17 protein-coding genes and 1 pseudogene are annotated in these 18,873 nt (G+C 65.1%); 10 read left to right on the forward strand and 8 right to left on the reverse strand.

Annotated elements, in window-relative coordinates:
• Window positions 1–122: 122 nt before the first annotated feature.
• Window positions 123–569 carry a hypothetical protein gene (locus RAD15_RS31480; RefSeq protein WP_458182251.1) on the reverse strand — a complete coding sequence of 149 codons (447 nt, stop codon included), beginning with the start codon at window positions 567–569 and terminating at the stop codon, window positions 123–125.
• Between the two features lie 7 nt (window positions 570–576).
• Window positions 577–2,175, reverse strand: coding sequence for a GMC family oxidoreductase (locus RAD15_RS31485; RefSeq protein WP_458182252.1), 1,599 nt, complete (start codon window positions 2,173–2,175; stop codon window positions 577–579).
• Window positions 2,176–2,375: 200 nt separating this feature from the next.
• Here RAD15_RS31485 and RAD15_RS31490 point away from each other — a divergent pair, with 200 nt between their 5' ends.
• Window positions 2,376–3,164: a thermonuclease family protein gene (locus RAD15_RS31490; RefSeq protein WP_458182254.1), complete on the forward strand. Its 789-nt coding sequence runs from the start codon at window positions 2,376–2,378 to the stop codon at window positions 3,162–3,164.
• Between the two features lie 240 nt (window positions 3,165–3,404).
• On the opposite strand, the gene cyoD is transcribed toward RAD15_RS31490, so the two are convergent.
• Genes cyoD through RAD15_RS31510 form a run of 4 tightly spaced genes read right to left on the reverse strand, consistent with a single transcriptional unit; the run spans window position 3,405 to window position 7,225 of the window.
• Window positions 3,405–3,791 (reverse strand): cytochrome o ubiquinol oxidase subunit IV, encoded by a 387-nt coding sequence (gene cyoD, locus RAD15_RS31495; RefSeq protein ID WP_458182255.1) that lies wholly within the window; start codon window positions 3,789–3,791, stop codon window positions 3,405–3,407.
• Window positions 3,788–4,429, reverse strand: a complete 642-nt coding sequence (locus tag RAD15_RS31500) for a cytochrome (ubi)quinol oxidase subunit III (RefSeq protein ID WP_458182257.1) — start codon at window positions 4,427–4,429, stop codon at window positions 3,788–3,790. The genes cyoD and RAD15_RS31500 overlap by 4 nt, the downstream gene beginning before the upstream one ends.
• A complete protein-coding gene (cyoB, locus tag RAD15_RS31505; protein ID WP_458182258.1) occupies window positions 4,429–6,429 on the reverse strand; it encodes a cytochrome o ubiquinol oxidase subunit I in 2,001 nt (666 codons plus the stop codon). The genes RAD15_RS31500 and cyoB overlap by 1 nt, the downstream gene beginning before the upstream one ends.
• A complete protein-coding gene (locus RAD15_RS31510) occupies window positions 6,419–7,225 on the reverse strand; it encodes a cytochrome ubiquinol oxidase subunit II (RefSeq protein WP_458182260.1) in 807 nt (268 codons plus the stop codon). The genes cyoB and RAD15_RS31510 overlap by 11 nt, the downstream gene beginning before the upstream one ends.
• A gap of 236 nt (window positions 7,226–7,461) precedes the next feature.
• Between RAD15_RS31510 and RAD15_RS31515 the strand changes: the two are divergent.
• A pseudogene (locus RAD15_RS31515) lies at window positions 7,462–8,263 on the forward strand (SDR family NAD(P)-dependent oxidoreductase).
• A 174-nt stretch (window positions 8,264–8,437) separates the two neighbouring features.
• Here the strand turns inward: RAD15_RS31515 and RAD15_RS31520 are convergent.
• Window positions 8,438–9,778, reverse strand: a complete 1,341-nt coding sequence (locus tag RAD15_RS31520; protein WP_458182261.1) for a PQQ-dependent sugar dehydrogenase — start codon at window positions 9,776–9,778, stop codon at window positions 8,438–8,440.
• Window positions 9,779–10,014: 236 nt separating this feature from the next.
• Here RAD15_RS31520 and RAD15_RS31525 point away from each other — a divergent pair, with 236 nt between their 5' ends.
• The 4 genes from RAD15_RS31525 to RAD15_RS31540 all read left to right on the forward strand — a co-directional run bounded on the left by RAD15_RS31525 (window position 10,015) and on the right by RAD15_RS31540 (window position 13,745).
• Window positions 10,015–11,205 (forward strand): urate hydroxylase PuuD, encoded by a 1,191-nt coding sequence (locus tag RAD15_RS31525; RefSeq protein WP_458182262.1) that lies wholly within the window; start codon window positions 10,015–10,017, stop codon window positions 11,203–11,205.
• A gap of 147 nt (window positions 11,206–11,352) precedes the next feature.
• The gene (locus RAD15_RS31530; RefSeq protein ID WP_458182263.1) at window positions 11,353–12,210 is read left to right on the forward strand and encodes a VOC family protein; all 858 of its coding nucleotides are present in this window, start codon (window positions 11,353–11,355) and stop codon (window positions 12,208–12,210) included.
• 79 nt (window positions 12,211–12,289) lie between these two features.
• Entirely contained in the window at window positions 12,290–12,565 is a 276-nt protein-coding gene (locus tag RAD15_RS31535; protein WP_458182264.1) for a hypothetical protein, read from the forward strand.
• Between the two features lie 229 nt (window positions 12,566–12,794).
• A complete protein-coding gene (locus tag RAD15_RS31540) occupies window positions 12,795–13,745 on the forward strand; it encodes a lytic transglycosylase domain-containing protein (protein ID WP_458182266.1) in 951 nt (316 codons plus the stop codon).
• 18 nt (window positions 13,746–13,763) lie between these two features.
• Here RAD15_RS31540 and RAD15_RS31545 read toward each other — a convergent pair whose 3' ends face one another.
• A complete protein-coding gene (locus tag RAD15_RS31545) occupies window positions 13,764–14,747 on the reverse strand; it encodes a Bug family tripartite tricarboxylate transporter substrate binding protein (protein WP_458182268.1) in 984 nt (327 codons plus the stop codon).
• 461 nt (window positions 14,748–15,208) lie between these two features.
• Here RAD15_RS31545 and RAD15_RS31550 point away from each other — a divergent pair, with 461 nt between their 5' ends.
• The 4 genes from RAD15_RS31550 to RAD15_RS31565 all read left to right on the forward strand — a co-directional run bounded on the left by RAD15_RS31550 (window position 15,209) and on the right by RAD15_RS31565 (window position 18,864).
• Window positions 15,209–15,865, forward strand: coding sequence for a hypothetical protein (locus tag RAD15_RS31550; RefSeq protein WP_458182269.1), 657 nt, complete (start codon window positions 15,209–15,211; stop codon window positions 15,863–15,865).
• On the forward strand, window positions 15,862–16,137 hold the full coding sequence (locus tag RAD15_RS31555) for an HGGxSTG domain-containing protein (protein ID WP_458182270.1): 276 nt from the start codon (window positions 15,862–15,864) through the stop codon (window positions 16,135–16,137). Before RAD15_RS31550 ends, RAD15_RS31555 begins: the two co-directional genes overlap by 4 nt.
• A gap of 181 nt (window positions 16,138–16,318) precedes the next feature.
• Window positions 16,319–17,566 (forward strand): MFS transporter, encoded by a 1,248-nt coding sequence (locus tag RAD15_RS31560; RefSeq protein ID WP_458182272.1) that lies wholly within the window; start codon window positions 16,319–16,321, stop codon window positions 17,564–17,566.
• A gap of 104 nt (window positions 17,567–17,670) precedes the next feature.
• Entirely contained in the window at window positions 17,671–18,864 is a 1,194-nt protein-coding gene (locus RAD15_RS31565) for a M20/M25/M40 family metallo-hydrolase (protein ID WP_458182273.1), read from the forward strand.
• Window positions 18,865–18,873: the final 9 nt, after the last annotated feature.

Consider the following 18,873-nt stretch of genomic DNA (forward strand, 5'->3'; position numbering starts at 1 on the left):
CCTCGCCCATTGCGCCTCGGTCAGCTCATATCGCTTCGCCGCCATCATCTGCTCCGTGTCGAATCACGGAACTCTATGAATCAGCGATCAAACCACTTGGGAATCCTGAATGTCGATCGGCCCTAGGGCGCTCGCCGCAGTGTGCCGGCCCTCGCCTTGACCGGGTCGAGCAGCGACCAGTCGCCATCCGGGAGCACATAGCCCTTGGGGAACGGCGCGCGCAGCTCCAGCCCGAGCGAACGCAACACGCGGTCGTCGCGGTAGTAGCATTGCAGCACCACGCGCACGAGCGTGGCGGCAGCCGCGCCGCCGGAGGTGCGAAACTCCTGCGCGACCACATCGCGCCTGGCGGTATCGAGCTCGGCGAGCGGCTGACCTGCGAGCTGTGCCAGATGGTCCAGCGCCGCCGCCACCAGTCTAGTGTCGCGGCCGAGCGTTGCCAGCACGTCGGCCTGGATCACGGCATCGTCGGCGCCGGGCACCTTGTACTCGTCGCTGGCGGGAACGATCATCCCGGCGACGGTGCGGAGGTCGTCGCGCTGGGTGCGCGTAAGATTGTCTGCGGACATGACGGCCTCAATCGAACAAATTGGCGAGGCGCTGCTTCATCTGGTCGGCGATGTAGAGCGCGAGGGCCTGAATGGTGGACGTCGGGTTCACGCCGCCCGAGGTGACGAAGATGCTGCCGTCGACGATGAAGAGGTTCTTCACGTCATGCGTGCGGCCCCATTCGTTGACCACGGAGCGCTCGGGATCAGTGCCCATGCGCGCGGTGCCGAGCAAATGCCAGCCGCCCCAGGGGATCGGCGAGTTGACGCAGATGTCGGTGGCGCCTGCGGTCTCGAGAACCTCGCGGCCGCGCGCGAGCGCGTGCTCCATCATCTTCCGGCTGTTCTCGCTGATCGTGTAGTCGATCTTCGGCGCGGGAATGCCGTGGCTGTCCTTCAGCACGGGATCGAGCGTGACCCGGTTGTGCTCCTCCGGCAGATCCTCGCAGATCGCGGAGAAACCCAGCCGGTGGCCGTTGAGCTTGCGGAAGACGCGGTGGTGATCCTCACCCCACGGCAGAATGCCCTTCTGCTCGCTGACGACGGCCTCGAACACGGGACCTGCCCCACGCACGAACTGCACGCCATAGCCGCGCACGAAGCCGCGCGACAGGTCCGTGTCGTACCACTCCTTGCTCCACAGGCAGGTCGGCGGCGCGCGGTTAGAGTCGGTCGGCTCCTTCACATAGCCGTAGATCTGCGCGTAGGGGTGGAACATCAAATTCTTGCCGACGAGGCCCGACGAATTGGCAAGGCCGTTCGGGAAGCGGTTTGAGGCCGAGTTCAGCAGCAGCCGCGGCGTGCCGACGCCGTTGCAGGCGATGATGACGACATGCGCCGGCTGGAACTGCTCGACGCCGTCCTTGTCGTAATAGACCACGCCCGAGGCCATGCCGTTCTCGTCGGTGGTGATCTCGCGCACGCGGCAATGGGTGCGCAGCTCGACGCCGGCGCGGACCGCATGCGGCCAATAGGTGATGTCGGTGGAGGATTTCGCGCCTTGCGCGCAGGCCGGCGTGCAATGGCCGAGATTGATGCAGCGCGCCCGGCCCTCATAGTCCATCGTCGCGACCGTCGTGTCCGACGGCCACCAATGCCAGCCGAGCTTGTTCATGGCCTTGCCGATGATGGCGCCGGACAATTCGAGCGGCTGCTGCGGCATCGGCGGATGGGTCAGCGGCGAGCGCGGATCGCCTGAGAGCCCCGACGTGCCCATCATCCGGTCGTTCTCTTCGAAGAACGGGGTCAGCGCGTCGTAGTCGATCGGCCAGTCGTCGGCGACGCCGTCGAGCGTCTTCACCTTGAAATCGGAGGGATGCAGCCGCGGCCAGTGCGCGGTGTACATCACGGTCGAGCCGCCGACCGCATTGTAGTTGACGACCTTGATCGGCGAATTGTCGTCGTTAACAGGATAGTCCTCGGGACGACCGCGGATGTTGGGGCTCGACGACCACTCGCCGTAGAACTTGGCCTCCCAGTCCCGGCCCGTGCTGGGATATTCCGCCGGGTTCATCCAGCCGCCCTGCTCCATGCAGAGAATATGCATCTTGGTCTCGGCCAGCGACCACGCCACCGCCGCGCCTGAAGCGCCGGCGCCGATGATCAGGACGTCCACGGGGTCTTTCATTGCAACCTTTTCCTCCCCCTCGCCGCTTTCCGGGCGATTCGGCCCTTCGCGGTCAGCGGGGCCGGCGAACGATAGGATCAGAGCTACGGCCGAGTAAAGCCGCGGGGCCGGAATGTCGCACTTCGCAGGGCGCAGACCATTGGTATCGCCACATCCGGATGCTAGGAACGAGGTGCACGAGCAATCGATAGCGAGATCGTATGTCCTTCCGAAATTTCTTTGCCTCCGCCCGCGCTTTTGCGTTCGTTTCGTTTTTCGCCCTGTCCGGATTTCTGGGCACAACCGGCCCCGCCTCCGCGCTGACCGCCGCCGCGACCGTCCGGGACGGCAACTCCATCCAGCTCGGCGACGTCACCTACCGGCTCGACGGCGTCGATGCGCCCGAGCTCGACCAGGTCTGCATCGACGATCACGCCGATTCCTGGACCTGCGGCATCGAGGCCCGCGACCAGCTGGCCAAGCTGATCAACAAGCGCTCCGTGCGTTGCGACGATGTCGGGCCGGAAAAGAGTTTTGGCAAGCGGCACCGCGCGATCTGCACGGCCGAGGGCGACAAGACCAGCCTGAACGAGCAGCTGGTCAAGCTCGGCTTTGCCATCGCGCGCGAACCGATCAAGGCGAACGTCAAGCCGGCGGCGTCCGACGCCAAGACGGCCTCGGCCGGAATCTGGAAAGGCTGCTTTGTTGCACCGCAAGAATTCCGCGCCGGCAAGAAGGACGGCGCGCTTCTGGGCGCCGCCTGCCGCGCGGACCGCGACAAGGAGATCCGCGGCGTACTGTTTCCGGAGGAACTGACGATGCCGCCGAGCTGCAGCATCAAGGGCAAGCTCGCGGTGCGCGCGCGCGTCACCGGCAATATCGGCATCTATCATCTGCGGGGTTGCCCGAGTTATCCCGCGACCACCAAGCCGGACCGCTGGTTCTGCTCGGAGGACGACGCCCAGGCCGCCGGCTTCCGCAAGGCGTATAACTGCCGCCGGCCAAAGTGAACAATTGGTTCACGCACGCGTGAGTGGTAGTCCGAGACCGTATTGATCCGGAATTGAACTCTTACGGGAGTTGCTGCACCTATATGTGTACGCAAGCGCTTTGCGCGAGCGTTTCCTTGGCGGCAATCCGGCTCCGGCCGATTGTTTTGCTCGGGCGTTTCCTCCCTAGACTTGGGCCGCTTGTCACAACAAGCGGCTCTTCTTTTTTGTGCGGCGCTAACCGCGCTTTCGCAGTCCGCGCTACTGGCGCATCATGATCTGGTCCATCGGCGGCATGTTCGCGTTCAGATGCGCCATGATCCAGACCGTCCCGCCCACCACCAGGAAGACGACCAGGAGCCCGAAGGCGAGCGCCAGCACGTTGTTGGTGTTGTCGGGGCCTGTGGTGATGTGCAGGAAGAACACCAGGTGCACGCCCATCTGCGCGATCGCGAGCACGATCAGCGCGACCGGGATCGATGGCTGCCAGACCAGATCGGTCCCGGCGATGAAGAACGACGTCGCCGTGAGCAGCAGCGCAAGCACAAGGCCGACGACATAGCCGAGGATCCGGGCGCCGACACTGTGTTGCTCTTCCTCACCCGGTGCAAGCCCATGTTCGGTCCGCACGTCCGTCTGATCGCTCATGCGCCACCTCCAAGCAAGTAGACGACGGAGAAGACCCCGACCCAGACGATGTCCAGCGCGTGCCAGAACAGCGCAAAGCACATCATCCGGCGCAGGACATCGGCACGAAATCCCTTGGCGAAGACCTGGGCCATCATCGTGAGCAGCCACAATATGCCGGCCGAAACGTGCAGGCCGTGGCAGCCGACCAGCGAGAAGAACGACGTCAGGAACGCGCTGCGCGACGGGCCATAGCCGCGGGAGACCAGATCGGCGAATTCGCGGAACTCGATGGCCAGAAAGATGAGCCCGAGCAGGCAAGTCACGGTCATGCCGAGATAGAACCAGAACCGGCTGCGGACGTCGGCCGCGATGCTGGCCATGCCGCAGGTGAAGCTCGACAGCAGCAGGCAGACCGTCTCGATCGCGACATTCCTCTGCTCGAAGATCTCCGAGCCTTTCGGGCCGCCGGCGGTCTGGCCGGACAGCACCGCATAGGCCGCAAAGAAGCAGGAGAACATCACGATGTCGGAGAGCAGGAAGACCCAGAAGCCGTAGGCGGTCACGATCCGCTTCGACGCGGGCCCGGGATGCTCGATGACGACCCCGATGTGATGGGGATCGGCATGGGCGTGGCCGGCGGTCGCGGTCATCGACATCAGACTACTCCCGCCATGCTGACGAGGCTGCGCCGCTCCTCGAGATTGACGCGGTCGATGCGGGCGACTTCCCCGGCCGGAATGACGTATTCGTCATGGTCGCGCCAGGCGAACACGACGAAGGTCGCGAACGCGCCGATGCCCCCCAAGATCACCATCCACCAGATGTGCCAAATCAGCGCAAAGCCCATGATGGTGGCGAAGAACGCGCAGACAAATCCGGTCGGCGAATTCCGGGGCATCTCGATGTCGCGATACTCGGGCTCTTCGTGCTCGAACGATTGCTGCAGGGCCCGGGTCTTCATGTCCCAATAGGCGTCCTCGCCGCGGACATCGGGATGGAAGGCGAAATTGAACACCGGCGGCGGCGACGACGTCGCCCATTCCAGCGAACGGCCGTCCCAGGGATCGCCGGTGCGATCGCGCAGCGCCTCCCGGTTACGGATGCTGACCACGAGCTGCATGATCTGGCAGATCACGCCGATCGTCAGCACGGCCATGCCGGCTGCCGCAATGAACATCCAGGGCCGCCACGCCGCGACGTCATAGTGCTGCAGGCGCCTGGTCATGCCGAGCATGCCGGCGACATAGAGCGGCATGAACGTCACGTAGAAGCCGGTGAAGGTGAACCAGAACGCGAGCTTGCCCCAGCGCTCGTCGAGACGGAAGCCGAACGCCTTGGGAAACCAGTATTCGAAGCCGGCGAAAGCTCCGAACAGCACGCCGCCGATGATGACGTTGTGGAAGTGCGCCACCAGGAACATGCTGTTGTGGAGCATGAAGTCGGCCGGCGGCACCGCGACCAAAACGCCCGTCAGCCCGCCGATGATGAAGGTGACCATGAAGCCGACCGCCCACAGCATCGGCGTCGCGAAACGGATGCGGCCGCCATACATCGTGAACAGCCAATTGTAGATCTTCACCCCGGTCGGCACCGCGATGATCATGCTGGCGATGCCGAAGATGGCATTGACGTCGGGCCCTGCCCCCATCGTGAAGAAATGGTGTAGCCACACCATGAAGGAGATGACGCAGATCGCCATGGTCGCGAGCACCATGGAGCGATAGCCGAACAGCGCCTTGCCCGAGAAGGTCGAGACCACCTCGGAGAAGATGCCGAAGGCCGGCAGCACCAGGATGTAGACCTCCGGATGGCCCCAGGCCCAGATCAAATTCATGAACATCATCACGTTGCCGCCGGCCTCGTTGGTGAAGAAGTGGAAGCCGAGGTAGCGGTCGAGCAGCAGCATCGCGAGGGTGGCCGTGAGGATCGGGAAGGCCGCGACGATCAGAAGGTTCGAGGCCAGCGTGGTCCAGCAAAACATCGGCATGCGCAGATAGTTCATCCCCCTGGTGCGCAGCTTCAGCGCCGTCGTGACGAGATTGATGCCGGCCACCAGCGTGCCGACGCCGGATATCTGCAGCGACCAGGCGTAATAGTCGACGCCGACGCCGGGGGAATAGGACAGTCCCGACAGCGGCGGAAATGCGAGCCAGCCGGTGCGCGCGAACTCGCCGACGACGAGCGAGAGATTGACCAGCAGCGCGCCGGTCGCGGTCAGCCAGAAGCCGACGGAATTCAGCGTCGGGAAAGCGACGTCGCGCACGCCGAGCTGAAGCGGCACGATCAGGTTCATCAATCCGATCACGAACGGCATCGCCACGAAGAAGATCATGATGGTGCCGTGGGCCGAGAAGATCTGGTTGTAGTGCTCCGGCGGCAGATAGCCCTGCGACTGATAGGCGACGGCCTGCTGGATCCGCATCATGATGGCGTCGCTGCCGCCGCGCAGCAGCATCACCGAGGCCAGCAGGATGTACATGACGCCGATGCGCTTGTGATCGACGCTGGTGATCCATTCGTGCCAGACATAGGGCAGGTGTCCCTTCACGACGACCCAGGCCAGCACGCCGAGGATCGCGACCAGCACGATCGCGCCGGCGACGAGCGGAATCGGCTGATCGAACGGGATGGCCGACCAATCGAGCTTACCGAGCATCGTGGCCTCCACTGTGCGGACGGCCGGCAGCGGAAATCAGCTCCGGGCCGGGCCCTGGCGGAATGTGCTGGGTCGCGATCAGGTCGAACAGGCGCGGGTCTTCGAGCCGATAGGTCGGCCTGCCTCTCTCGATGCCCTGCTGCATCAGCTTCTTGTAGCTGTCCTCGTTCAGCACCGCATCGGACTTCGCGGCGCTCGCCACCCAGTCCGGAAAGGCGAGCGGCGAGATCACGTTGACGTCGAACATCATGTCGGGAAAGCCGTCGCCGGAGAAGTGCGCCGACAGGCCCTGGAGCTTGCCCTCGTTGTCGGCGCGCAGGTTCAGCCGCGTCACCATGCCGTTCATGGTGTAGATCATGCTGCCGAGCTGCGGGATGAAGAAGGTGTTCATCACGCTCGACGACGTCAGCTGAAAGTTCAGCTCGGCCCCCGCCGGCACCGTCAGCGAGTTGACGGTGGCGATGCGCTGGTCGGGGTAGATGAACAGCCACTTCCAGTCGAGCGAGACGGCCTGAATTCGCACCGGGCTGCCGGTGCCCGGCACGGGCGCGGCGGGGTCGAGCTGATGCGAGCCGATCCAGGCGACGCCGCCGAGCAGGATCACGGTCAGCGCCGGGATTGCCCACACCACCATTTCGACGCGCCCGGAATAGACGAAGTCCGGCTGAAACCGCGCGCGCGGATTGGAGGCGCGAAACCAGAACGCAAAGGCGAGGATCGCGATAATGGTCGGCACCACGATCACGAGCATGATGAAGACGGAATCGACCAAAATGGTGCTGTTGGCCGCAGCCACGGGCCCTTGTGGATCAAGCAGATTCATCGGCAAGCCACTGGCGGTTGGGAAGCCCCGGGAGAGAGCCTAGCGCGGGAAAGGCTCCGGCAGCAAACGCGATCGCGCGAAAACCGTTCCTGCGCGGCAGCAAACCATTGGCCGGCAGGTGTTTCGCGAGAGCGACGCAGCCATGCAGGTTCGGTCTTCTGCCGCTGCTCGCACGTGCTATCGTGATGAAAAAGCAGGGAGAAAACGTCATGCGCTTGAACGACAAGGTCGCCATCGTGGTCGGAGCCGGGCAAAGCCCCGGCGAGGGCATCGGCAACGGCCGCGCCACCGCGCTGACCTTCGCGCGCGAAGGCGCGAAGGTCTTGTGCGTCGACCATCATCTGGAGTCGGCGCAGGAAACGGTTGCGATGATCACCGCGAAACATGGCACCACCGCAGCCTTCAAGGCCGATGTCACCAAGTCCGCCGACATCAAGGCGATGGTCAAGGAAGCGCAGTCGCGCTGGGGTCGGATCGACGTGCTGCACAACAATGTCGGTGTCAGCCTGTCCGGCGGCGACGCCGAGCTGTTGCAATTGACCGAGGAAGCGTTCGACCGCGTCGTCGCCATCAATCTGAAGAGCTGCATCCTGGCGGCGAAAGAGGTGATCCCGATCATGCGCGCGCAAGGCAGTGGCGCCATCATCAACATCTCCTCGATGGCGGCGATCACGAATTATCCCTATGTCGCCTACAAGGCGACGAAGTCGGCGATGATCGCCTTCACCGAACAGCTCGCTTACCAGAACGCCGAATACGGCATCCGCGCCAACGTCATCCTGCCCGGCCTGATGAACACGCCGATGGCCGTCGATACCCGCGCCCGCGAATGGCACAAGACCCGCGCCGAGGTCGAAGCCGAGCGCGACAGCAAAGGTGCCGCTGCGCAAGAAGATGGGCACCGGATGGGACGTCGCGAATGCCGCACTGTTCCTCGCCTCGGACGAGGCGAATTTCATCACCGGCGTGACGCTGCCAGTGGATGGCGGGGCGAGCGTGAGACGGGGGTAGCAGCGAGCACGCTGCTCTTACCTTCTCCCCTTGCGGGAGAAGGTGGCGCGAAGCGCCGGATGAGGGGTTCTGTCGACAAGCTCATAGCGATATGGACTCGCGCAGAGAGACCCCTCACCCGTCTCGCCGCTTCGCGGCGAGCCACCCTCTCCCACAAGGGGAGAGGGTGCAGTGTCATTGCGGCGCTCTCGTCACCCGCCAGATCGTGCCGTTGCCATCCTCCGAGATCAGCAGCGCACCATCCTTCGCGACGGCAACACCGACCGGCCTTCCCCACACCTCCGCATCGCTCACGACAAATCCCGTGACGAAATCCTCGTACTCGCCGGTCGGCTTGCCGTCCTTCATCCGGATGCGGATCACCTTGTAGCCGGTGCGCTTCGACCTGTTCCAGGAGCCGTGCTCGGCGGCGAAGGCATCGCCCTGATACTCCGCCGGAAACTGCGTGCCTTGATAGAACGTCATGCCGAGCGAAGCCGAGTGCGGCTGGATCAGCACATCCGGGACCGTCACCTTGTCCTTGAGGTCCGGCCGCGCGCCGGCATGGCGCGGGTCTTCGTTGCCGCCAATATAGAACCACGGCCAACCGTAGAAGGCGCCCTCCTTCACGCTGGTCACGTAATCGGGGACGAGATCGTCGCCGAGACCGTCGCGTTCATTGGTCGAGCACCAGGGCAGACCGGTCTGCGGATGGACCGCGAGGCCGACGCAGTTGCGGATGCCTGTCGCGTAGATCTTTCGCTCCTTGCCATCAGGATTGAACGCCAGCACCGCGGCGCGCTCGAGCTCGCTGGCCCAGGTCGCGCCAGGCGGCTGCGCTTTCGACCAGGCCTCCAGCCCGCCCGGTGGAGTGCCCATGCCCTCGGCGACGTTGCTGAGCGAGCCGACCGAGACCAGCATGCGCTTGTTGTCCGTCGTGAAGACGATGTCGCGGGTGGAATGGCCGCCGTCATGCGGCAGGCTCGCCACGATCGTCTCCGCCTTGCCGCGTGCCTTGAGATCACCGGCCTGATAGGGAAAGCGAACGACGCTGTCGGTGTTGGCGACGTACACCCATTGCGGATTGTCGCCGTTCGGAAAGAAGGCGATGCCGAATGGCTGCCTCAGACCGCTGGCAAAGACCTCGTTGGTCGCGACCTTGCCGGCGTCGCCGGTGCGCAGCACGCGGATGGTGCCGGCCCGCGTCTCCGCGACGAAGACGTCGCCGTTCGGCGCAACCCTCACGATGCGCGGTGCGCGCAGGCCCTCTGCGAACAGCTCGACCTTGAAGCCCGGCGGCACCTGGAGCACGGCCTCCGGCGGACGCGGCACCACACGCGACGAACTCGCAACCGACCGCGTGGCGCCGGGCCTGACCAGATCCTGCGGCCGGATCAACCTGACCGTGCCGGGCTTGTCAGCCTGCCAATCGCCGTAGGCGTCCTTCCCTTGCAGCACCGGCTCGGCCTGCGCGCCAGCCGCAGCCACAACCAGTACCACCGCAGACATCGCCGCAGTCGAAATCCTGTTTTTCACGTCGCCTTCCTCCCGGCCTGCACGTCTCGAGCGTTAACGCCGATCGCCCCGCAAACCCTCTGCAGCAGGCAAAACGCCTGCCGCATCCCACATCAGCTCATGCCCGCACGATGTGCATCAGCCGCAACCCATCGTACTGGAAAACGCGGCGGATAGGTGCGACACATCATAGGGGCACGGCCGCCGGTTGCGGTCATCAAAGCTGCGGCATCCAAGTCGCACCTGATGGGGTGATCATGTGGGGATCCATCATATCGGAATGGGCGAGCCTGCTGCTCCGCTGGCTGCACGTGGTCGCGGCAATCGCCTGGATCGGCAGTTCCTTCTATTTCATCGCCCTCGACCTTAGCCTCAAGCCCGGAAGCGACCTGCCGGACGGCGTGCAGGGCGAAGCCTGGCAGGTCCATGGCGGCGGCTTCTACCGGATCATGAAATATATGGTGGCGCCAAGCCAGATGCCGGACGAGCTGACCTGGTTCAAATGGGAGGCCTACACCACCTGGCTGTCCGGCTTCGCGCTGATGGTGGTGGTGTATTATCTCGAGGCCGATTTGTTCCTGGTCGACAAGTCGATCCTCGACCTCACGCCATTCCAGGCCGGCCTGTTCAGCTTCTTTAGCCTCGCGCTGGCGTGGCTGCTCTATGAGGTCGCCTGCCGCACCGGGCTGGCGCAGCGCGAGCTGCCCTTCGCCATCGGCGGCTATCTGTTCCTCGTCGCGCTGACCTACGCCTTCACCCATGTGCTGAGCGGCCGGGGCGCCTTCAACCAGATCGGTGCGATCATCGGCACCATCATGGTCGCCAACGTCTTCACGCTGATCATCCCGAACCAGAAGAAGATCGTGGCGGCGCTGATCGCGGGCCAGGCGCCCGATCCGAAGCTCGGCAAGACCAGCAAGGAGCGCTCGGTCCACAACAACTATCTGACGCTGCCCGTGGTCGTGCTGATGATCAGCAACCACTACCCCCTGCTCTACGCCACCCGCTTCAACTGGATCATCGTCGCCATCATCCTGGCGCTGGGACCGGTGATCCGCCACTTCTTCAACGAGGGCCACGCCGGCCGCAAATCGCCGTGGTGGGTATGGGGCGTCGCAGCGATGGGCGTGATCGCGATCCTCTTCCTTTCCGCAGCCGGCCCGCGCGAGATCAAGACCGGCGCGCTGTCGGCGCAGCCGACGCTTGCCAATGTCGAGGAGATCGTGATGTCCCGCTGCAGCATGTGCCACGCGGCCGAGCCGGTCTGGGCCGGCATCGTGACGGCGCCGAAGGGCATTCTGCTCGACGCCCCCGAACACATCCACCGCAACATCCGCCTGATCGGCCGCGTCGCCGCCTGGTCCAACGCGATGCCCCCCGGCAACATCACCGAGATGACCAGCGAGGAGCGCGCGATCCTCGCTACCTATATCGAGCAGGCCCGCTGACGCCATCGCGCCGACGGAGCTTTTCGCGGAATGAAATTCCGCCTTTCCCGCCGATTTGAAAATGACTTGACCGCCCATCCGGCGTAGACAGGACCCGCGGCCGCCGGTGCGGTCCGAGTTCATTTGAAATGTCGCGGGGAAAGAACAGTGGCCCTCAAGAACGTCATCGGTATCGACCACGCCGTGGTCATGGTTCAAGACCTCGACAAGGCCGCCGAGAACTACCGTCAGCTCGGCTTCACCCTATCGCCGCGCGGCACCCACAGCGCGCATATGGGCACCGGCAACTACACCATCATGTTCGACCCAGATTATATGGAGCTGCTCGGCGTCCTGGCCGCGACCGAACAGAACGCACCAGCGCGCGCCTTTCTCGACAAGCAGGGCGAGGGCATCGAGCGCATCGCCTTCACGGCCGTCGATTCCGCCGCGGGCGCGGAGGAGATCCGCGCGCGTGGCCTGACGCCGATCGGCCCCACCGATTTCGAACGGCCCGTCACGCTGCCTGATGGCACGGTCTCGGCGGCAAAATTCCGCACCTTCATGTGGCCGACCGCGGAAGCGCCGGGCGGGGTCCGCATCTTCGCCTGCCAGCACAAGACGCGCGAGACGGTTTGGATTCCCGAACTGATGGAGCATGCCAATGCGGCCAAGCGGATCAAGCAGACGCTGATCGCAACACCGGAGCCCGCGAAGGAAGCCGCGCATCTCGGCCGGCTGATCGACCAAGAACCGAAGGCCGAAGCGGACGGCGCGGTCACGGTGCCCTCCGGCGGCGATCGTGCCGACTTCGTCTATTTGACGCTGGACCAGCTCGGCAAACGCTATCCCGGCGTGCCGCTCGCGGGGCTCTCCGAGCGCGGCGGCGCCGCGCTGGTGCTCGTCAGCGGCGATCTTGCGGCGACCGAGAAGGCACTGGGGTCGACCAGCCAGCGCAGCGGGGCTGCGATCTGCGTGCCGCCGGCCAAGGCCAACGGCACCCTGCTCGTCTTCGTTGCCGGCTGATTTTAACTAATTCTTTAACAAGCGTTTACCCGGCGGGCTTAGGATTTTCAGGCATTTCACGCTGCCTGAGGTCAAGCGCATGTTCAAAGAGGGATCGCCGATCGCCTATGACGCGCCGGCCGAGCTGAAGAAATGGCCGTCGCTGAAAGGCGAGAGGCAGAAGGACAGAGGTCCGCCCTATCTCGTCTACAACGGCACGCTCGCCGACTGTGTCCGCGAGCTCATGGGCAAGCCCATCAAGGGCATCTCGCTCTACGACATCATGACGAGGCCGCAATCCGCCTTCGACCAGACCGTGCTGTCGCCCGGCGACGCCGCCGAAATCGCGATGCGCAAGGACTTCCCCAAGGCGTAATCGGCAAGGCGGAATCGGCGCCGGCCCGCAGCCATCCTCGCTGACAGCATCCCACCGTCATCGGTTCCCGTAGATCCGCGGGAGCACGACTCGCATTCGTCGTTGCGGAACACCGTACTAACACCGGTCGTGCCGCGGAATCGCAGCTTCGCCGCAATTGCGGTTAAGAAGTCCTTGTCACCGGCGCTGGCGCCGGTCGTTCCCCCACAGTTCGAGGACTTCCACCGAGATGCGATTTCTCGTCGCGGCTTGCGCCGCGTTCTTGATTCTGATGTGCGACGTCGGCTCGTCGCCGTCCTGGCAAGCATCGCGCTTCGACAACTCCGCCCTGAAATCCGATCGCGCGCCGTCACTGGTTCCTCTCGTCGAACTCTTCCTCGCGAGCGTGCAGGCCATCGAGCTGGCCAATGCGCGGGCGGCCCATGAGCAGACGATCGAGCCGCCACGGTTTGCGGTCGAACCTGCCGTCGAGGCGCCAGTCTCACCGATCGAACGATTCTGCCACGCGTTGCGCGAAGCCGCAGAGAGCAGCGGCATTCCCGTGCCGTTCTTCGCGCGCCTGCTCTGGCAGGAGAGCCGCTTCAGATCGGACGAGATCAGTTCCGCCGGGGCGCAGGGCGTTGCGCAGTTCATGCCGGACACGGCCGCCGAAGTCGGGCTCGACGATCCCTTCGATCCCATGAAGGCGCTGCCTGCATCGGCCAAATTCCTGCGCAGGCTCCACGACGAATTCGGCAATCTCGGTCTTGCCGCGGCCGCCTATAACGCAGGTCCCGGCCGGGTCCAGAAATGGCTCGCCAGGGAAAGCGAGCTGCCGCGCGAGACGCGCGACTATGTCCGCATCATCACCGGCACCAGGGCCGAGGACTGGACCGAGCGCGCGGCTGCGCTTGCGATCCGGATCGACCTGCCGCGCGAAGCGCCCTGCGAAGGCATCGGCAACCTGTCCAAGACCAGGGACGTCGCATGGGTTCCGGCGAACCTGACGCCCTCGGTTGCCACCATCATTCGCAAGGCCGAGCAACTGGCGGCGCGATTGACGGCCAATCGCGCGCGCAAGCGGCTTGCGTCCTCGATCCGGAAGAGCACTCACGGCAAGACGCGCAGCATGATTGCGGCGCGCGCCGCCGGAAAGAGCGCGAAGGCCCGCGCTATCCGCCTCGCGTCGAGCGAGCGCTAAGGGGTCATACCGACTTCCCTACTCCGCCTTGATGTTCGCGGCGGCGACGACCTCGGCGAGCTCCTTCGTCTCCTTGGCGATCTTGGCCGCGTACTCGGGCGGGCTGAGCACGCTGACGACGCCTTGCGAGCTGAGCTTCTCCGCGACCGCCGGATCCTTGGCGGCGGCGACGATCTCCCGGTGCAGCGTCTCCAGGATCGGCGCGGGCGTCGCCTTTGGCATGAAGAAACCGACCCAGAACGAGATGTCGAAGCCGGGATAGCCGGCTTCGGCCACGGTCGGCACGTCAGGCAGCGCCGGCAGCCGCTCGGCCGATGACACCGCCAGCGCGCGCAGCTTGCCGGCCTTCACCAGCGGCACTGCGGACAGGGGATCGAACACCGCAAGCACCTCCTGCGCGAGGATGCCGACCTCGGACGCCGCGCCGCCGCGATACGGCACATGAATCATCTTGATGCCGGCCTTCTGGCCGAGCAGCTCCATGGCGAGATGGGCGAGGTTGCCGTTGCCGCCCGAGCCGTAGGCGAGCGCGCCGGGCGCGGCCTTTGCCGCCGCGACGAGATCGGCCACCGTGTTGATGTTGGCCGTCTTGGGATTCTCGGGATTGACCACGAGCACGAGCGGCGCCGAGACGACGGTGGTGAGAGCTGCGAAGTCGCCTTGCGGATCGTAGCGGATATCCTTGAACAGCGTCTTGTTGAGCGTGATGGTGGAGGAGTTGCAGGCCAGCATGACATAGCCGTCCGCCTCCGCATGCGCGACGCCTTCGGCGGCGATCATGCCGTTGGCGCCGGCGCGGTTCTCGACCACGAAGGGCTGGCCGAGCTTGTTGCCGAGCCGATCGCCGATGATGCGCGCGACGACATCGACCGGACCGCCCGCGCTGAAGCCGACCATGATCTTGACCGGTCGCACCGGATATTTTTGCGCGAGAGCCTGCGTCGACAGCGCAGAGGCGCAGAGCGCGGCGATGATCGCCAGCAGACGAGCCGTCCGTTGCATTCGTTCTCTCCCCAGACCTCATCGCGCCGCTTGTGCAGGCTTGTTGGTGCGGCGCAGTCGAGGATCATGAATAGCGGCCGCGCCGGATTTCGCAATCGCGTTTCCATGCTCGCGACGCCAACGCAATTCCGCCGCACGGCACGTGAAGAGCCACCTCAAAACAAAAAGCGCGAAAACAACCCCATGCACAGTAGCCGGCCCCTGTCGGAACAAGGACTTGCGCGGGGACGGATAATTTTCGGATACAGCGAAATTCCATTTGACTCGTCGGGCAAAACACCGGCATGATGCCATCATCGCAACAATCGCCAGCGCCCACGCCGGACCGGCCCTGGACGCCTCGCGGCGATTGTGCGCAACCCCCTCATCGACATCTGAAAATCGCAACCGCCGCGCAGCAGGCGCGACCCGCCTCGCGCACGGCGAGGCCTCGCTTCTGTGCCGGCAAAGGACACATCGACATGACGACACCTCAGACCCGCAACAATACGCCCCCCATGGCGGCAAGTGATCGCAGCGGCCCTGCCGCGACCCCACGGATAAGGCTCTACAAGCGGCGCATTGCGATCCGCCATCCCGACCCGCAAGCCGGCGAGCGGCTGCTAGCCGAGGCGCTCGGTGCCACCGACCGTGACGCGCTGCACGGCATCCTCAAGCAATTGGTGAAGGCGAGCGCGATCGGACATAAGCCCGATGAAGCCAATCTCGCCTTCATGATCTCGATGATCAGGAGCATCGCGCCGAGGGATTCCATCGAGGCCATGCTGGTGGCCCAGATGGTCTCTGTTCACATGGCGGCGATGCGCTCCGCCTGTCGCCTCGCCCTCACCGACGACCTTTCGCAGCAGGAGAGCATCACACGCGCATTGACCCGGCTGGCCCGCACCTTCGCCGCCCAGATGGAAGCCTTGAGCCGTCATCGCAGCAACGGCGCCTGCGCGATCACGGTCCGGAATTTGTCGGTGCAGGACGGCGGCAAGGCGTTCGTGGGCAACGTCACGCAGCATGCAGGTGTGACGGTTGCCGACGTGAACGCTACGCCGGATCCAGCACTGGTCACGCCCCGCGACGCCGACAAACGCGGACAAGTCGACGCCAGCCAAGGTGCCGCCGCATGAACGCCGATCACTTGCGCAACACGGGCGCGATGCTGGCGAGCCCGCGTTGCGACGCCGGGACGAGAAACGGCACCGCGTGCCGCGCGCCGGCAATGCGCGGCAAGGTCCGCTGCCGCATGCACGGCGGTGCGTGGGGAACGAGCGCGCCACGGGGAAATCAGAACGCGCGAAAGCACGGCGCCTTCACACAAGACCGGATCGCGGAACGAAGAGCGATCCGCACGCTGCTGGCCGAGACAGGCAAGCTGCTGGCCGAGATGAAGTCAGGCTGAGTACCGGCGGGATCGATTGGCTCGAGTGGTCTGCGGCAATTCCTCAATGCGTTCGCATTCGTCGACGCTCCGGAGGCGCTAGCCGAGCTGGCCGGCCCTGCATTTGGGCAACAGCTCCGCCATTGGCACCCGCCTCCTAATCCTGTAACCCGACCCAAAGCCTTCTCGGGACGGGACGCCCATGACCACCGCCACCACCAATGACGCGGGCGATGCCACTCGCGCGCTGATCTTCGCGCTCGTCGCACTCGCCTGCGGGCACATGCTCTCGACATTGCTGCGCACCATCCCCGCGGTCAGCCTCGATCTGATGGCGGCGGATTTCCACATCGAGCCGCAGGCGCTGGCGAGCCTCACCTCGGTCTATCCGTTCGCTTTTGCCGCGGCGCAGATCCCGGTCGGCGCGGCGATGGACCGGTTTGGCGTGCGGCCGGTGTCGCTCAGCCTGCTCGCGGGCACCGTGGTCGGCGCCATCGCATCGGGCTTTGCGACCGGGCCCGAAAGTTTTGCGGTCGGGCAGGTGCTGCTCGGCATTGCCACCTCGGGCATGCTGATGTGCCCGATGACGCTGGCGGCCAAGCAATTGTCGGCGGCGCGCTTCGGCCTGTGGTCGGGCGCGATCCTCTCGATCGGCAATATCGGCATGCTGCTGTCGTCGAGCCCGCTCGCCTTCGTGGTCGATCATTACGGCTGGCGCGCCGGGTTCTGGATCTCGGCGCTCGGCGGCGTCGTGGTGGCGCTTGCCGTGTTCCTGCTGGTGCCGAGCCAGCCGGCCGAGCACAAGGATGAGTCCTCGCCGCTGTCGCAGATGATCGAGGTGCTCAGGCTCGGCCTCTCGCGCCCGCTGCGCGGCCTGATCGCGCTGGCGCTGGTGTCGCTGGCGACCTCGCTGGTGCTGCGCGGCCTGTGGGGCGGTCCGTGGCTGATGGAGGTCAAGGGACTGTCGCGGGTCGAGGCCGGCAACCAGCTTGGCGCGTTCACGCTGGCGATGATCGCAGGCCCGCTGTGCATCGGCATGATCGACCGCAGGCTCGGCCGCCGCCGCGAGCTGGTGGCGGGCTCGCATATGGTTGGCGCGCTGCTGCTGGCGCTGATGGCGCTGGGCGCGCCGCACTATGCCGTGTCGATGCTGTTCGGCGTGCCCGTGATGCCGCCGCAATATGACCTCGTGTTGTTCGTGCTGATTGGCCTGGCGACCTCCGCGCAGCCGCTGCTGTTCGGCATGTCCAGGCAGCTGGTCGACGCGCAAGTGGCAGGCAAGGCGCTGGCGGCAATCAACCTCGCCTTCTTCCTCGGCGCTGCGCTGATGCAGTCGGTCACCGGCGCGGTGGCCGCGCTCGCCGGGCTGCCTGCGGTGCTGCTGTTCATGGCTGCCATGCTGGCATTCGGCGTGCTGATCTTTTTGACTTATACGTCATCGCATTCGTAGGATGGGTTGAGCTCTTCGCGAAACCCATCGTGATCGCGCCTGGCTCAATGGGTTTCGCTTCGCTCAACCCATCCTACCGAATTTGTGCACCGAAGGAATGCTCCATGCCCGTCGACACCAAAGCCGCCACCGACCGTCTCATGCGCTTCCTCGCCATCGAGGGCGTGACCGGACAGGAGGCGGCGATCGGGCGTGAGCTCACGGCCGCGCTGAAGGAGGCCGGCGTGCCGACGAAGGCGATCCGGCTCGACGATGCCAACACCCGCATTCCGGTGCCGACCGAGACCGGGAACCTCATCGTCGACCTGCCCGGCCGCGGCGCGCTGCACAACCAGCCGCGCATCATGTTCATGACCCACATGGACACTGTGCCGCTCTGCGCCGGCGCCAAGCCGAAAAAATCCGGCCGCAAAATCGTCAACTCCGCCAAGACCGCGCTCGGCGGCGACAATCGTTGCGGCTGCGGCGTGCTGGTGACGCTGGCGGCCGAGCTGGCAAAACAGAAGCTCGACCATCCGCCGATCACGCTGCTGTTCTGCGTACGCGAGGAGAGCGGGCTCTATGGCGCGCGCCACGTCAAGCTGGACGAGCTCGGCTCGCCGGTGATGGCGTTCAACTATGACGGCGGCTCGGCTTCGAACGTCATCATCGGCGCGGTCGGCGCGGACCGCTGGACCGTCGAGATCCATGGCCGCGCCTCGCATGCCGGCGTCGCGCCGGAGCGCGGCATCTCCTCCACCATGATCATGGCCCTCGCGCTCGCCGACGTGAAGGCCGGCGGCTGGTTCGGCAAGGTGGTGAAGGGCAAGCTTCAAGGCACCAGCAATGTCGGCCCCGTCACCGGCGGCGAGGGCCGCCCGGCGGGCGATGCCACCAACGTCGTCACCGACTACGTGCATGTGCGCGGCGAAAGCCGCAGCCATGACGGAAAGTTCTTCAAGGAGATCACCAAGGCCTACAAGGCCGCGTTCGAGAAGGCGGCCAAGAAGGTCACGAACGCGCAAGGCAAGTCCGGCAAGGTCAAGTTCCAGGCCCAGACCGACTATTTTCCGTTCCGCATGAAAGAGAGCCTTCCGGTCGTCAAACGCGCGACCGAGGCGGTGTCCGCGGTGGGCGGTACACCAAACGTGCGCGCGGCCAATGGCGGCCTCGATGCCAACTGGATGGTTCGCCACGGCATTCCGACCGTGACCTTCGGCGCCGGCCAGAACGAGGCGCACACGGTGGACGAATGGATCAATCTCGACGAATACGACCGCGCGTGTGCGCTGGCCGTGCAGCTTGCGACGATGCGGTGAGATGTTGCT

This window comes from Bradyrhizobium sp. 14AA (genome assembly GCF_054185205.1).